Here is a 14,876-nt window from a genome sequence, read left to right as displayed (position 1 = left end):
TGCAACTGCTTTGACGACATCGAGCCCGGGCCTTCGCCCGGGCTCTTGTCGTTCCGGGCGCAGCGCAGCGCGAATCCGGAATGACAGCGGAACGAGGAACGCCGCTTAACTCCCTTCGTTGATCACTGCTACGCTCACGCAGGAGCCTCTTATGTCTGTCGTCCGCGACAATGCCGAGCCGCTCGCCATCGTATTTGAGGATGACGGGCTCGTGCCCAACAATATCCTCCCCTTCCTGGTCTACCAGGCCGCGGTGAAGCTCGATTCCAGACAGCCGGAAGAGACGATCGAACGCTTGTTCGAAGCGAACGGCTGGGGCGGCACGTGGCGCAATGGCGTGTTCGATTATCTGCATTATCACGCAACGGTGCACGAGGTGCTCGGCGTTGCGCGTGGCAGCGCGCGCGTCCGCTTCGGCGGCGACCACGGCCAGGAGCTGGAGATCAAGGCCGGCGACGTCGCGATCCTGCCCGCCGGCACAGGTCACCAACGCATCAAGGCCAGCGCGGATTTCTGCGTGATCGGCGCCTATCCGCCGGGCGCGAAGATGGAGGTCACCCGCGCAACACCGGAGAACCACGCCAAGGCGCTGAAGACGATTCCAAACGTCGCGCGGCCGCCGGCCGATCCGGTGACGGGCAAGAACGGGGCGTTGATGCGGTTGTGGCGGTAGCTACAAAGACGGTGCAGTAGGGTGGGCAAAGCGAAGCCTGCCCACCAAACAGTTTGAACTGCGGAGAGATAGTGGGCACGGCGCGCGAAGAGCGCGCCTTTGGCCACCCTACGACAGTGTGCCCCTACGCCTCGTTCGCGCCTTCCTGTCTTGTGGCTTCGAACAGGAACCAGGTGCGGCGCTCGGTCTCGTCGATGAAGTTCTCGAGGATGCTGGCGCTGGCGACGTCGCCGGCGTCGTCGCAGACCTCGTGCGCCTTGCGCATTGCGGCGGCGACATGCTTGTTGTCCTGCATCAGCTCGCGCAGCATCTCGCGCGGCGGGACATAGTCTTCGTTGTTGTCCTTGATGGTCTGGAGCTTGGCGATCTGCCCGATCGATTTCAGCGTGGTGCCGCCGATCTTGCGGACGCGCTCGGCGAGCTGGTCGGTGGTGGCGAAGATCTGGTCGGACTGCTCGTCGAGCAGCAGATGATAGTCGCGGAAATGCCGGCCGCTGATGTGCCAGTGGAAATTCTTGGTCTTCAGATACAGCGCGAACGCGTCGGCCAGAAGCACGTTGAGTGCCTCCGAAACCTTGTTGACCGCCTGGGACGACAGATCGGTGGGCGTGTCGAGGTGGGCGAGACCTTTTGTGGAGCTTTGCTCACGGGAAACCTTCCTGTTAGGACGCAGACATTGACGGCGCGCCGCCGCACCCCTAACGCAGGCGGGCAGCGCCGGTTCCTGCAACGGAACCGTTTGGCCGGGGCCCTCGACGACCATGGACGATTGGATCGATTATTACGACTCGACGCACACGATCTATGTCAGCAAGCTGCATCGCGACTTGCACTTCCAGATCATCGCGCGGGACATCATCGGCTACATCTCTTCGCCCGAGGCGACCGTGCTCGACTATGCCTGCGGCGAGGCGCTGTCGGCGAGCCAGGTCGCGGCGGCCTGCGGCAAGCTGATCCTCGCCGAGCCTGCGCCCGGCGTACGCGGCCGGTTGATCGCGCGGTTTGCCCCGAACACGAAAATCCGCGTCCGCTCGCTCGACGACGTCCGCAAGATGCAGGAGCAGTCGATCGATCTCGTCGTGATGAACTCGGTCGCGCAATACATGACGCCGGACGAGCTCGACGCCGCGCTCCTCAACTTCTCCCGTATCCTGAAGCCCTCGGGCAAGCTCGTGCTGGGCGATATCCTCCAGCCCAATGTCGGCATGTTCAGGGACGTTACGGCGCTGCTCAGCTTCGGCCTGCGTCACGGCTTTTTGAAAGATGCACTGATCGGGCTGATCAGCACCGCACTGTCGGATTACCGTCAGCTGCGAACGCGCATCGGGTTACAGCGCTACAGTGAGGAGGAGATCACCGCCACGCTCAAGGGAGTCGGCTTCGCGGTCCAGCGTGCTCACCGCAATATCGGCCACAATAGCTGGCGCATGACGTTCGTCGCGCGGCCGCCGCTGGTCCGTTGAGCTTGGTGGATCCGTTAAGCATAACGTCTGCCTGAGGTGGCTTGTCGCACCCCGATCGGTAATGATCGCCGCGGCCCGGTGGCGGAAGTGTCTACGCGAGGGCGATGCATCGCTCTTTATCCTGGTTCAAATCCAGGCCGGGTCTCCACGCTTCGCCCCTCACGGGGCTACGCGTGGCGCAGCCACGCGAGGCCCGAAGGGGGCTAAGCGTGTCCGGCGTAGCTGGAGCGAAGGGCAAGCGTAGAGGGACTGGCCGCCCAATCCTCAATCAGCCTCAACCACTTCACATTCCGACACAAGCCGCAGCCGGTCGGCATCTTTTGCCGCGGAGGTGATGACAGCATCGAGCAGGCCCGGAAAGCGTGCGTCCAGATCGTCGCGGCGCAGGCGCACGAAGCGGTTGGTGCCGGCGACGCGGGTCTGCATCAGGCCGCATTCGCGCAGCTTGGCGAAGTGATAGGCAAGATTCGACTTGCCGCTGAGCCCGTTGAAATCGCCACAGCACAGCTCGCCGCTGACACGTTCCTGCTGCGCGAGCTGGTACACGATCGCCAATCTGATCGGATCGCTCAGGCAATCCAGAACCATCGGCAGTTCGATCTGCTCGCGGGTGGGGTGGGGTGGGGTGCGGCTCATCGTCCGAAGAGCATAGCGAAATGACCTGGATGTTCAATAGTTCTTGAACCAATTGACTCCTGACCCGGTCCCATCAATAGTTCAATAAACGTTGAACATAGGGATTTCTCCGATGAGCGTATTCTGGTTGGCCTTGGGAGCCTTTGCGATCGGCACGGAAGGCTTTGTCATTGCTGGGCTTTTGCCGTCGATCGCCACGGACCTGGCGATTTCCGTCCCCGCCGCCGGGCAGTTGGTCACAGCCTACGCCCTCACCTATGCGGTCGGCTCGCCGATCTTGGCGGTGACACTGAACAATATCGACCGCCGCACCGTGCTGGCCTTGGCGCTATCGACCTTCATCGCCGGAAACCTCGCGGCGATGGTGGCGTCGAATTACGCCCTGCTGCTGGCCTCGCGCATGCTGATGGCGCTGGGCTCCGGGCTGTGCATGCCGACCGCGCTGGCCGTATCCGTGGCCGTCGCCGCGCCGGAGCGACGCGGCCGCGCGGTGGCGCTGGTTACCTCGGGCCTCACGGTTGCGACCGTCATCGGCGTTCCCCTCGGCAATCTCGTCGGCAGCCTGCTCGGCTGGCGCGCGACCTTTGCCATGGTCGCCCTGATCGGTGCCGTTGCGCTCGCCGGCCTCCTGCTCGGTCTGCCCCGCGGCCTGCCACGCAACACGGCCTCGCTCAGCGATCGGCTGGCAGTGGCGCGTCACCGCAATGTCCTGACGGCGCTTCTGATCACGATTTTATGGGCGCTCGGTGGCTTCACCGTCTTCACCTATTTCGCGGTCCCGCTGCGCGGCCTTGGATTCGATGCGTCGCAGATCAGCCTCGCGCTGCTGGTGTTCGGCGGCGCCGCCGCGATCGGGAACATGTTCGGTGGCGTCCTGGCCGACCGGCTCGGCACGCTCGCCACAGCAGGTCTCGGACTTGCCGGCATGGCCAGCGCGCTGATCCTGCATTCGCTGGTCCTGAAGCTGATGCCGGAACAGGCGCATTACGCGGTGCTAGGTGCGATCTTCCTCTGGGGCATCTCGGGATGGGCGTTCTACCCGGCCCAGGTCGCCAGCATCATCCGGATCGAGCCACAGGCCTCGATGATCGCGCTCTCGCTCAACGCCTCGGCCATGTATCTCGGCTTTGCGATGGGCGGTGCCTTGGGCGGCGCCGTGCTTGCGGCGTGGAGCCCCGCCGATCTCGGCTGGGTCGGCGGATTAAGCGTTTCGGCGGCTCTTCTGGTCCATCTCGCCCGCGGTTGGCAGGCCCGGCCAAAACCGGTCAAAATTGCCGGTTGATGGGCGTTTTTCGGGGTTTCGCCGCCCGGAAAACTGGTCTAAGACCCACCCCGCGCGCGAGGGGGGACCACCGCGCTCTCGGCCAAAGGGACGCGCAGCAGGCGCGCCCTTTTTTTGTGCCCAAATTCCACTTCGGCGAGAGTTGATGCCCAAACGTACAGACATCACCACCATCCTGATCATCGGCGCCGGTCCCATCGTGATCGGCCAGGCCTGCGAGTTCGACTATTCGGGCACCCAGGCGGTGAAGACGCTGAAGGAAGAGGGCTATCGCATCGTCCTCGTCAATTCCAATCCGGCCACCATCATGACCGATCCGGAATTGGCTGATGCGACCTATATCGAGCCGATCACGCCAGAGATCGTCGCGAAAATCATCGAGAAGGAACGTCACGTCATTCCCGGCGGCTTCGCGCTGCTGCCGACCATGGGCGGACAGACCGCGCTGAACTGCGCGCTGTCGCTGCGCCAGCAAGGCACGCTCGACAAGTTCGACGTCGAGATGATCGGGGCCACCGCGGACGCGATCGACAAGGCCGAGGACCGCCAGCTGTTCCGCGAGGCCATGACCAAGATCGGGCTCGAGACGCCTAAGTCGCGGCTCGCCAACGCCTCCGCCCTGAAGAAGTCGTTCCGCGACAAGTACCAGGCCGAACGCGCCAAGGCATCGGGCGCTGCACTCGAAGAACTCGAGCGGCAATGGACACTCGGCGAAAGCGACCGCCGCAAGCGCTACCAGGAATATGCGCTTGGCCAGGCGCTGATGGCGCTGTCCGAGATCGGCCTGCCCGCGATCATCCGCCCCTCCTTCACCATGGGCGGCACCGGCGGTGGCATTGCCTACAACAAGGAAGAGTTCCTCGACATCATCGAGCGCGGCCTGGATGCGTCTCCCACCAACGAAGTGCTGATCGAAGAATCCGTGCTCGGCTGGAAAGAGTACGAGATGGAGGTGGTGCGCGACAAGAACGACAATTGCATCATCGTCTGCTCGATCGAGAACCTCGATCCGATGGGCGTTCACACCGGCGATTCCATCACGGTGGCGCCGGCGCTGACGCTGACCGACAAGGAATACCAGATCATGCGCGACGCCTCGCTGGCGGTGCTGCGCGAGATCGGCGTCGAGACCGGCGGCTCCAACGTGCAGTTCGGCGTCAATCCCGAAGACGGCCGCATGGTCGTCATCGAGATGAACCCGCGCGTGTCGCGTTCCTCCGCCCTGGCTTCGAAAGCCACCGGCTTTCCGATCGCAAAGGTCGCCGCCAAGCTTGCGGTCGGCTACACGCTCGACGAAATCGCCAACGACATCACCGGCGGCGCCACGCCGGCCTCGTTCGAGCCGACGATCGACTATGTCGTCACCAAGGTGCCGCGTTTCGCTTTCGAGAAATTCCCCGGTGCCTCCACCACGCTGACTACGTCGATGAAGTCGGTCGGCGAAGTCATGGCGATCGGCCGCACCTTCCAGGAAAGCCTTCAGAAAGCATTGCGCGGGCTCGAGACCGGCCTCACCGGCCTCGACGAGATCGAGATCGAAGGTCTCGGTCGCGACGACGATAAGAATGCGATCCGCGCTGCGCTGGGCACGCCGACACCGAACCGGCTGCTCCAGGTCGGGCAGGCGATGCGGCTCGGCTGGTCGGACGAGGAGATCTTCAATTCCTGCAAGATCGATCCGTGGTTCCTCAGCGAGATGCGCGGCATCGTCGAGATGGAAGCGAAGGTCCGCAAGAACGGCCTGCCGGGCAACGCCTTCGGCATGCGCACGCTCAAGGCCATGGGCTTCTCCGATGCCCGGCTCGCGGTGATCGCAGAGACGACGGAGGCCGAGGTCACGGCGAAGCGACACGCGCTCGGCGTTCGCCCGGTCTACAAGCGCATCGACACCTGCGCGGCCGAGTTCGCTTCGCCCACCGCCTACATGTACTCGACCTATGAGGCGCCGTTCGCGGGCGCGCCTGCGGACGAGAGCTCGCCGTCCGACAAGAAGAAGGTCATCATCCTCGGCGGCGGACCGAACCGCATCGGCCAGGGCATCGAGTTCGACTATTGCTGCTGTCACGCCTGCTTCGCGCTGCACGACGCCGGCTACGAATCCATCATGGTGAACTGCAACCCGGAGACGGTGTCGACCGACTACGACACCGCCGACCGGCTCTATTTCGAGCCGCTCACCGCCGAGGACGTGCTGGAGATCATCGCGAAGGAACGCACGAACGGCACGCTGCACGGCGTGATCGTGCAGTTCGGCGGCCAGACCCCGCTCAAGCTCGCGCGCGCGCTGGAAGCCGCCGAAGTGCCGATCCTCGGCACCTCGCCCGACGCCATCGACCTTGCGGAAGACCGCGACCGCTTCAAGCGGGTGCTCGACAAGCTGCGGCTGAAGCAGCCCAAGAACGGCATCGCCTATTCGGTCGAGCAAGCGCGCCTGGTCGCAACCGATCTCGGGCTGCCCCTGGTGGTGCGCCCGTCCTACGTGCTCGGCGGCCGCGCGATGCAAATCATCCGCGAGGAAAACCAGCTCAGTGATTACCTGCTCGGCACGCTGCCGGAGCTGGTGCCGGGCGACGTCAAGGCGCGCTACCCGAACGACAAGACCGGCCAGATCAACACCGTGCTCGGCAAGAACCCACTGCTGTTCGACCGCTATCTGTCCGATGCGACCGAGATCGACGTCGACTGCCTCTGCGACGGCAAGGACACCTTCATCGTCGGCATCATGGAGCACATCGAGGAAGCCGGCATCCATTCCGGCGACAGCGCCTGCTCGCTGCCGCCGCACTCGCTGGACGACAAGATGATCGAGGAGCTGGAGCGGCAGACCCGCGAGCTGGCCCTCGGCCTCGACGTCGTCGGCCTGATGAATGTGCAATACGCCATCAAGGACGGCGAGATCTACGTGCTCGAAGTCAATCCGCGGGCCTCGCGCACGGTGCCCTTTGTCGCCAAGGTGGTCGGTACGCCGGTGGCGAAGATCGCGGCGCGCATCATGGCCGGCGAGAAGCTCGCCGATTTCAACCTGAAGAAGGCGAACCTCGATCATGTCGGCGTGAAGGAATCGGTGTTTCCGTTCGCCCGCTTCCCCGGGGTCGATACCGTGCTCGGCCCCGAGATGCGCTCGACCGGCGAGGTCATGGGCATCGACCGCTCCTTTGCGGTGGCGTTCGCCAAGAGCCAGCTCGGCGGCGGCACGCGGGTGCCGCGCAAGGGCACGGTGTTCGTTTCGGTTCGCGAGAGCGACAAGACGCGCATCACCGAGGCCGTTCGCGAGCTGCATTCGCTCGGCTTCAAGGTGCTGGCGACGTCGGGCACGGCCCGCTTCCTGACCGACCAGGGGATCCCGACCGAGAAGGTGAACAAGGTGCTGGAGGGCCGGCCGCACATCGTCGATGCCATCACCAATGGCGACATCCAGCTCGTCTTCAACACCACCGAAGGCCCGCAGGCGCTCGCCGACAGCCGTTCTCTGCGGCGCGCGGCCCTCTTGCATAAAGTGCCGTATTACACCACTCTTTCCGGGGCCGTGGCGGCCGCGCAGGGCATCCGCGCCTATCTGGGCGGGGACCTTGAGGTTCGGACCCTGCAGAGCTACTTTTCGGAAACCTGATCGCGAGCGGAAGGCCCAACCTTCTGTTAGTGATTGGCGGTGAAGCCACTATGGCCGGAGGAACTGTCCGGCCATATGGTTGTTCTGTTCCGGTGCCAAGCCCATATGAACGTTCGGCGGCACGCGCGTTGAGCCCCCGGACAGACTGACGAATCAAGTTGCGTGCGCGCTGACTTTTCAGGGCGCGCGCGACCGAAGGACGAGAGAAGAGATGGAAAAGGTACCGATGACAGCGGGCGGCTTTGCCGCGCTCGGGGAAGAACTGAAGAAGCGCCAGTCGGAGGACCGTCCGCGGATCATCGAGCATATCGCCGAGGCGCGCTCGCACGGAGACCTTTCGGAGAACGCGGAATACCACGCCGCGAAGGAAGAGCAGTCCCACAATGAAGGCCGCATCGCCGAGCTCGAGGACAAGCTGGCGCGCGCCGACATCATCGACATCTCGAAGCTGTCCGGCGACACCATCAAGTTCGGCGCGACCGTGACACTGGTCGACGAGGACACCGAAAAGAAGACGGTGTGGCAGATCGTCGGCGAGGTCGAGGCCGACGCCAAGAAGGGCCGCATCTCCATCACCTCGCCGCTCGCGCGCGCGCTGATCGGCAAGAAGAAGGGCTCAACCGTCGAGGTCAACGCACCCGGCGGCGCCAAGGCTTATGAGATCACCAAGGTGGAGTGGCGGTAACGATTTGCCGTCGCGCGTGATTTGAAAAGGCCGCGCGATGCGCGGCCTTTTTATATCTAGTGTTGCCGAGGGGGTGCGGCTTACTCCACCTCGCTCCGCCTGCGGGGAGAGGACGAACTACCTTCTTCCTCTCACGTCGAGCGGCACGGCCGCCTCGTATTTCGAATTGTGCAGCACCAGCGAGGTCCGCACGTTGCGGACGTGCGGGGCGGCGGTCAGGTGGGTGACGAAATCCTGGAAGGTGGCCATGTCGGGTGCGACGCATTTCAGGATGAAATCGACTTCGCCCGACAGCATCCAGCACTCGCGCACCAGCGGCTCGGCGCGGACGAACTCCTCGAAGGCGCGCAAATCGGCCTCTGCCTGGCTGGAGAGGTGCACTGCGGCAAACACCGTGACGTCGAAGCCGAGCTTGCGTGCATCCAGAAGCCCGCGATAGCCGTGGATATACCCCTCCTCCTCCAGCGCCCGCACGCGGCGCAGGCAGGGCGGGGGCGAAATGCCGACGCGCTTGGCCAGCTCGACATTCGTGATTCGACCGTCGGCCTGAATCTCGGTGAGAATCTTCAGGTCGATCTCGTCTAGGTTCCGCGACACGTGATTGGAACTCCTGGTCTTGCGGCGGTATCGGTGGCTTTGTCGCAATCCTCATAGCCCAGACCGCACGACCGGCGCAATTTTATTGCGCGTGCAGCGCAATCGACTTTTGTTCCCTGTTGGAAAAATCCGCCGATAGGGAATGCAATTCTTGCATAGCTCACCAGAAGGCTTAGATTACCTCTGATATTTCAGCGCCTCCGCGAGGCCTCCCGGCACGTTCCGCGCCCGCGCTGCAGTCCCCCGTGAAAGGCATCTGTCGAAATGTCCGCCGCTGTCCATGCAAAGGTCGTCATCATCGGCTCCGGCCCCGCAGGCTACACGGCGGCGATCTACGCCGCGCGCGCGATGCTCGAGCCGATCCTGATCCAGGGCATCCAGGCAGGCGGCCAGCTCACCATCACCACCGAGGTCGAGAACTATCCCGGCTTCGCCGACGTGATCCAGGGCCCCTGGCTGATGGAGCAGATGGAGAAGCAGGCGCTGCATGTGGGCACCCAGATCAAGACCGATCTGGTGACGAAGCTCGACACCTCGCAGCGACCCTTTCGCCTCACCTGCGATAGCGGTGACGTCTATCTCGCCGACACCGTGATCCTCGCCACCGGCGCCCAGGCGCGCTGGCTCGGGCTGCCGTCCGAAGCGAAATTCCAGGGCGGCGGCGTGTCGGCCTGTGCCACCTGTGACGGCTTCTTCTACCGCAACAAGCAAGTCGTGGTGGTCGGCGGCGGCAATACCGCGGTCGAAGAAGCCCTGTATCTCACCAACCATGCCTCGCAGGTCACCATCGTGCATCGTCGCGATCACTTCCGCGCCGAACGCATCCTGCAGGAGCGTCTGTTCAAGCACCCGAAGATCAAGGTGGTCTGGGACTCAGCCGTCGACGAGATCTGCGGCACCGAGAACCCGAACAAGGTCACCCATGTGCGACTCAAGAACGTCAAGTCCGGCGCGTTGACCGATGTGCCGACCGACGGCGTCTTCATCGCCATCGGGCATGCCCCGGCGACCGAGCTCGTGGCTGGGCAGGTCAAGCTGAAACCGTCGGGCTATGTCGAGGTCGCCCCGAACTCGACCGCGACCTCGGTCCCCGGCCTGTTCGCCGCCGGCGACGTCGCCGACGAGACCTATCGTCAAGCGGTCACGGCGGCCGGCCTCGGCTGCATGGCGGCGCTCGAGGCGGAACGATTTTTGGCCCTGCGCGCCAGCGAGCGCGCGGCAGCGGAATAGACATCATGGCAAGAACACGCGACGGATTTACGGATATGGACTGGGACAAGCTGAAGGTGTTTCACGCCGCGGCGGAAGCGGGCAGCTTCACGCACGCGGGCGAGCAGCTCGGCCTGTCGCAATCGGCGGTGTCACGCCAGGTCTCGGCACTGGAGCAGGAGCTCTCGGTCTCGCTGTTCCACCGCCACGCCCGCGGCCTGATCCTCACCGAACAGGGCGACCTCCTGTTCCGCACCGCCCATGACGTCTTCATGCAGCTGCAGGCGGCGCGCGCGAAACTGACCGACAGCCGCGAGCGGCCGAGCGGCGATCTCAAGATCACCACCACGCCCGGCGTCGGCATCAACTGGCTGATCCCCAGGCTCGGCGAATTCACCGCGCTCTATCCGGAAATCCGGATCTCGCTGATCGTCACCGACGAGGAGCTCGACCTGTCGATGCGGGAGGCCGACGTCGCGATCCGCACCCGCAAGCCGACGCAGCCGGATCTCATTCAGCGCAAGCTGTTCGCGATGGGCTTCCACGCCTATTGCTCGCCTGATTACATCAAGCGCTTCGGCACGCCGCGCACGCTGGAGGAGCTCGACTCCCACCGCATCATCACGCTCTCTGACGGCAACTTCGCCCCGCATCTTCAGAACCGCAACTGGCTGGTCGAAGCGGGGCGCAACGGCTCGGGTCCGCGCGAAGCCTATTTCAGGGTCAACAACATTCTCGGCCTCGTCCGCGCCTGTCAGCAGGGCCTCGGCATCGCGGCGCTGCCGGACTATCTGATCGAAGAACAGAGCCGCCTCGTGCAGCTGTTCGGCGAATCGGATTCGATCCAGCTCGATACGTATTTTGTTTATCCGGAAGAGCTGAAGACGGTCGCGCGCGTGCAAGTGTTCCGCGACTTCGTGGTGAGCAAAGCGCAGCGCTGGCCGTCCTGATTTCCGCATGTCTGACATGCGGCTTGGACGCTTGATGCATGGCGCGAGGCTAGCCCATAATGTTTCTACGCTGAGCCTTCGCGTTGCGCATTTGTCCCCCTCCTCCAGTGACGCGGGAGTTCAGTAATCCCTCTTGGAAGGTGATTGTGTCGGCCTCACGTGGCCAATACCTTAAGCCGGGCTCGATCGAGCCCGGCTTTTTTTTGGCAAATCCGGCCATCGCCCTCCGCGTGTATTGACAGTTCCATGCTTACCCCGCATCATTTGCGAATGATCACGAAGTCGTGCGCAATCTCCTCGCAGGCAGTCGCCTCGAAAAAAGGCCCCCATCTGGGGACCTCGGATTTTTGCGCGCGCTAACAGCCTTCGTCATCGCGAGCCGAAACTTCGAAAACCCCGCCGCCTGGACGGGGTTTTTTCATGTGCCCCGTCTCAGGATTTTTCCCGAGAAGGAGATGGAACATGACCGGACTACAGGAACAATTGCACGGGCTCTGGCTGCCGCTGATAACGCCGTTTCGCGACGGCGCTCTCGACGAGAGGTCGCTGCGCCGGCTGACACGGCATTACAGCGGGCAGGCCGTCGACGGCTTCATCCTGGGGGCGACCTCCGGTGAAGGCATGACGCTGCGCGAAGCCGAACTCGAACGCCTCGTCGCCATCGTGCGCGACGAGCTGACCACCGCCCACAGCAAGCTTCCGATCTGCCTCGGACTTTCAGGCGCGGACACCTCGCGGCTGAAGGAGCGTCTCGACGAGACCGCGGACTGGCCGATCGACGGTTATCTGATCGCGAGCCCGTATTATGTGCGGCCGTCGCAGCGGGGGCTGCTGGCGCATTTCGAGGCGCTCGCCGATCACGCCGCCTGGCCGTTCGCGCTCTACAACATTCCCTATCGCACCTCGGTCAACATCACCAACCAGACGCTGCTGCGGCTCGCCGGGCATCCGAGCATCATCGGCCTGAAGGATTGCGGCGCGAGCCGCGAGCAATCCATCGCGCTGCTGCGCGACCGCCCTGCGGACTTTCGCGTGCTGACCGGCGAGGATGCGAATTATTTCGAGGCGCTCAGCGACGGCGCCGATGGCGGCATCGTGCTGTCAGCCCATCTCGAGACCGCGACGTTCGCGGCTGTCCATGCCGAGCTGAAGCGCGGCAATCACGATGCAGCGCTGGCGCGCTGGCAGGAGGTCGCGGACCTGACGCGCCTGTTGTTCACCGAGCCCAGTCCCGCCCCGGCAAAATACTGGCTGTGGCGCGCGGGCCTGATCGACAGCCCCGAAGTGCGCCTGCCGATGGTCGAGATCGGCAGCGAACTCGCCGTGCAGCTCGATTGCGAGATCGAACGGCGGATGCAAGTCGCGGCTTAGATGCTTCACCTCTCCCGGCAGGCTTCCCTTCTCTCTTGCGGGAGAAGGGAAGACGCACCGTGGTTAACCCCGCCCAACGGCCTTCGCTGCTGCCGCATGGCGCATCCACGGCTCGTTTACGCAAACGCGCCTATCGTCTTCATTCAAAGTCTTTTCAAATGGGGGAATGATCATGGGGCAACGCATCCGCCCGACGGCGGCAGACATGTTCGCGTCGGCTGATTTCTTGCGGGGAATTGTGGTGATGTCGTCGTTCGGCTTCTGGGCGGTGATGCTCGGCCTGATGCCGGTGCTGGTGTTTCGAGTCTGGCTGGCGTGATGCCAGCGCGCCGCGATGGTTAACTCGTGGTAGCAGCTGTGTTCAAAAGCGCGCGAAACTGCGACCCGGAATTCTAAAATATCCCGTGTAGCGTTCATGCCCATAAGCGAAGAAATCGCGGGGGCGTTTGTGAATAGTCATAACGAGATGGCGTCGCATTACGACGCTGGACAGCAGGGCTTTACCACCGAGGACATTCTGTGGGCCGCCGGCATCTGGTCGGTGATCCTCACTCTGTCGCCGGTGATCGTGTTCTACATGCTGATGGTGGCGTAACTTCCATCCACTTTCTTGAGCACGATCTTATCGGAAAACCGCTTCACACTTTTCCGGATCGTGCTCGCCCAAAAACGCAAAACGCGCGGATGTCCGCGCGTTTTTCGTCCGGGGAATGATTTATGAAAATTACGCCGCCTGCTTGTGCATTGCGCCGGACGCCGACGCCGTGCCGCGAATAGCCTTTACCGAACGTTCGATCGCCGCCCACAGCCTTGCGATTTCCTGCGCCGCACGGCTCTCGGCCTGATATTCCCGCGCGCCCTCGCCGTGGCTCAGCGCCATCAGCAGATCCGAACGGTTGGTGATCTGGCCGCCCCACACCGGAGCACGGAACTTCGCCAACGCCTCGCGGGCGATGGTGACGATCGGGCTTTCGGACTCGTCGCGGCGCGCCGGCGCACCGTTGAGCACGACCGCGTAGGGCTTGCGTGCCGCACGGCACATCTGGATGGTTTCCTGCACCGCGTTGACGTCGAACACGCCGGGACGGGCGGGAATCACCACCATGGTGGCGTTGCGGATGGCGTCGTCGACGACGGCCGACAGGTTCGGCGGCGTGTCGATCAACACCCATTCATAACCGTCGCGCTTGGCCGCGGAGACGATGCCGCTGACCGAGTTCACCGCGGACTTGATCGGCGGTTCGTTGGTGCCACGCAGCTTGTGCCACAGCGTGAGCGAGCCTTGCGGATCCGCATCGACGAGCAGGATCGGCTTGGTCGCCTTGATCTGCGCGGCGAGATGTGCGGCCAGCGTACTCTTGCCTGAGCCACCTTTACGCGATGCAAAAACAATAACGTTCATACCTCTGCCTCCAGATTGACCCCAGGCGGCGAAAATGAATCACCGCGGTGATTCGGGAAAGAAAAATTTATCATAAGTTATGCTGGCGCCATGAAATAACAAAGCGCGTTGGCTTTTGAGTCACACTACTGCGTGCGACGACGGGTGCGAGCTGCATCGCAACACCTTCACGCCAGCAATCGTGCGTTTTTTGAGCAGCCTTGGCAGGACGAAGCGGAATGCAACCTCGCCGCGCAATCCGTTTCGCTAGCCGTTTCCGTCCTGCCTTATCGCAAGCTTCCGCACGCCGAGGCGAACAAAAGGAGTCCGGTGGCTGGTGTGGGGCTGATGCCTGGGTCAGTTTGACTCAAGGGGCGAGCGAACGAGGGCTGGACACGCAAATGCCCGGGACATCAAACGCACTGCGCGCTGTGGCCCGGGCATGATCGAGTTTCAAAAAGGGAACGCGGCGCCCGCGTTCAGCCTTCGCTGGCTTTCTTCTTCTTGGCCGGCTTGGTGCTCTTCTTCGCCGTCCGGCCCGAGCTCCTGGGCGCGATGCTGGTCGGCTTGCCGGCGCGGGGCGCGGCCGCCATGCCCGGCTCCGGTCCAGGCCGAAAGAACGCGCGGCACTGCGGCGAGAGCTGCGACTTCTTCTGGATCATGCAGGCGGTGATGGCGTCGACGTTCGGAACGAACTCGCCGCACAGCCGCATCGCATCCGGCGTGCAGGCCTGCTGCTCCTCCTGGGAGTAGGCAAAGCCTTCACCCGGCTGGATCAGGACGGCCAGGGCGATCCCCGTGATCGCGGCAGCCGTGTATGTCTTCACGGATTTCTTAAAGCGGAACGCCGGCATCGATCCCCCAAATGTCGAGTCGGAGACGATAGTGGGTGAACGGGGGTTCGTTGGCAACCGAGGGGAGATGCGAAAGGCGGGACGTGTGCGGTCTCGGCAACAGGGACCCCCAAAACAAAAAACGCGAAAACAACCCCATGCACAGTAGCCAAGTCCATGTGGCGA

Annotated in this window: 15 protein-coding genes; 10 read left to right on the top strand and 5 right to left on the bottom strand. The window is 63.5% G+C overall.

Translation table 11 applies throughout. From position 1 onward, the window contains the following. Window positions 1-151: 151 nt before the first annotated feature. Complete coding sequence (locus tag IVB54_RS05940; RefSeq protein WP_247360997.1) at window positions 152-673, top strand: hypothetical protein; 522 nt, start codon at window positions 152-154, stop codon at window positions 671-673. A gap of 124 nt (window positions 674-797) precedes the next feature. Here IVB54_RS05940 and IVB54_RS05935 read toward each other — a convergent pair whose 3' ends face one another. Continuing rightward, window positions 798-1,346: a DNA starvation/stationary phase protection protein gene (locus tag IVB54_RS05935; RefSeq protein WP_247777498.1), complete on the bottom strand. Its 549-nt coding sequence runs from the start codon at window positions 1,344-1,346 to the stop codon at window positions 798-800. A gap of 88 nt (window positions 1,347-1,434) precedes the next feature. Here IVB54_RS05935 and IVB54_RS05930 point away from each other — a divergent pair, with 88 nt between their 5' ends. Continuing rightward, on the top strand, window positions 1,435-2,136 hold the full coding sequence (locus tag IVB54_RS05930; RefSeq protein WP_247296182.1) for a class I SAM-dependent methyltransferase: 702 nt from the start codon (window positions 1,435-1,437) through the stop codon (window positions 2,134-2,136). A 264-nt stretch (window positions 2,137-2,400) separates the two neighbouring features. On the opposite strand, the gene IVB54_RS05925 is transcribed toward IVB54_RS05930, so the two are convergent. Further along, on the bottom strand, window positions 2,401-2,772 hold the full coding sequence (locus IVB54_RS05925) for a helix-turn-helix transcriptional regulator (RefSeq protein WP_247296184.1): 372 nt from the start codon (window positions 2,770-2,772) through the stop codon (window positions 2,401-2,403). A 112-nt stretch (window positions 2,773-2,884) separates the two neighbouring features. Here IVB54_RS05925 and IVB54_RS05920 point away from each other — a divergent pair, with 112 nt between their 5' ends. From IVB54_RS05920 to greA, 3 genes are all read left to right on the top strand, one after another. Beyond that, window positions 2,885-4,054: an MFS transporter gene (locus IVB54_RS05920; RefSeq protein ID WP_247777100.1), complete on the top strand. Its 1,170-nt coding sequence runs from the start codon at window positions 2,885-2,887 to the stop codon at window positions 4,052-4,054. A gap of 145 nt (window positions 4,055-4,199) precedes the next feature. Continuing rightward, complete coding sequence (carB, locus tag IVB54_RS05915) at window positions 4,200-7,664, top strand: carbamoyl-phosphate synthase large subunit (protein WP_247777099.1); 3,465 nt, start codon at window positions 4,200-4,202, stop codon at window positions 7,662-7,664. 211 nt (window positions 7,665-7,875) lie between these two features. Next, window positions 7,876-8,349 carry a transcription elongation factor GreA gene (gene greA, locus IVB54_RS05910; RefSeq protein WP_007596674.1) on the top strand — a complete coding sequence of 158 codons (474 nt, stop codon included), beginning with the start codon at window positions 7,876-7,878 and terminating at the stop codon, window positions 8,347-8,349. Between the two features lie 117 nt (window positions 8,350-8,466). On the opposite strand, the gene IVB54_RS05905 is transcribed toward greA, so the two are convergent. Then, window positions 8,467-8,946 carry an Lrp/AsnC family transcriptional regulator gene (locus tag IVB54_RS05905; protein ID WP_007596676.1) on the bottom strand — a complete coding sequence of 160 codons (480 nt, stop codon included), beginning with the start codon at window positions 8,944-8,946 and terminating at the stop codon, window positions 8,467-8,469. Between the two features lie 264 nt (window positions 8,947-9,210). Here IVB54_RS05905 and trxB point away from each other — a divergent pair, with 264 nt between their 5' ends. From trxB to IVB54_RS05880, 5 genes are all read left to right on the top strand, one after another. Beyond that, a complete protein-coding gene (gene trxB / locus IVB54_RS05900; RefSeq protein ID WP_247296188.1) occupies window positions 9,211-10,176 on the top strand; it encodes a thioredoxin-disulfide reductase in 966 nt (321 codons plus the stop codon). Between the two features lie 5 nt (window positions 10,177-10,181). After that, window positions 10,182-11,105 (top strand): LysR family transcriptional regulator, encoded by a 924-nt coding sequence (locus tag IVB54_RS05895; RefSeq protein WP_007614700.1) that lies wholly within the window; start codon window positions 10,182-10,184, stop codon window positions 11,103-11,105. Window positions 11,106-11,567: 462 nt separating this feature from the next. After that, window positions 11,568-12,476 carry a 4-hydroxy-tetrahydrodipicolinate synthase gene (locus IVB54_RS05890; RefSeq protein ID WP_247296191.1) on the top strand — a complete coding sequence of 303 codons (909 nt, stop codon included), beginning with the start codon at window positions 11,568-11,570 and terminating at the stop codon, window positions 12,474-12,476. A gap of 172 nt (window positions 12,477-12,648) precedes the next feature. Then, a complete protein-coding gene (locus IVB54_RS05885) occupies window positions 12,649-12,795 on the top strand; it encodes a hypothetical protein (RefSeq protein ID WP_247777098.1) in 147 nt (48 codons plus the stop codon). Window positions 12,796-12,891: 96 nt separating this feature from the next. Next, window positions 12,892-13,071 (top strand): hypothetical protein, encoded by a 180-nt coding sequence (locus tag IVB54_RS05880; RefSeq protein WP_007596684.1) that lies wholly within the window; start codon window positions 12,892-12,894, stop codon window positions 13,069-13,071. A 129-nt stretch (window positions 13,072-13,200) separates the two neighbouring features. Here IVB54_RS05880 and IVB54_RS05875 read toward each other — a convergent pair whose 3' ends face one another. Together IVB54_RS05875 and IVB54_RS05870 are read right to left on the bottom strand one after the other, a co-directional pair. Beyond that, window positions 13,201-13,878, bottom strand: coding sequence for a ParA family protein (locus IVB54_RS05875; protein WP_007596685.1), 678 nt, complete (start codon window positions 13,876-13,878; stop codon window positions 13,201-13,203). A gap of 458 nt (window positions 13,879-14,336) precedes the next feature. Further along, complete coding sequence (locus IVB54_RS05870; RefSeq protein ID WP_247296193.1) at window positions 14,337-14,711, bottom strand: hypothetical protein; 375 nt, start codon at window positions 14,709-14,711, stop codon at window positions 14,337-14,339. Window positions 14,712-14,876: the final 165 nt, after the last annotated feature.

It is taken from the genome of Bradyrhizobium sp. CW1, assembly GCF_023100665.1.
GTDB classification, from domain to species: domain Bacteria; phylum Pseudomonadota; class Alphaproteobacteria; order Rhizobiales; family Xanthobacteraceae; genus Bradyrhizobium; species Bradyrhizobium canariense_D.
Note: the sequence above shows the minus strand (reverse complement) of the source record. Positions and strands in the feature narration are given on the sequence as shown.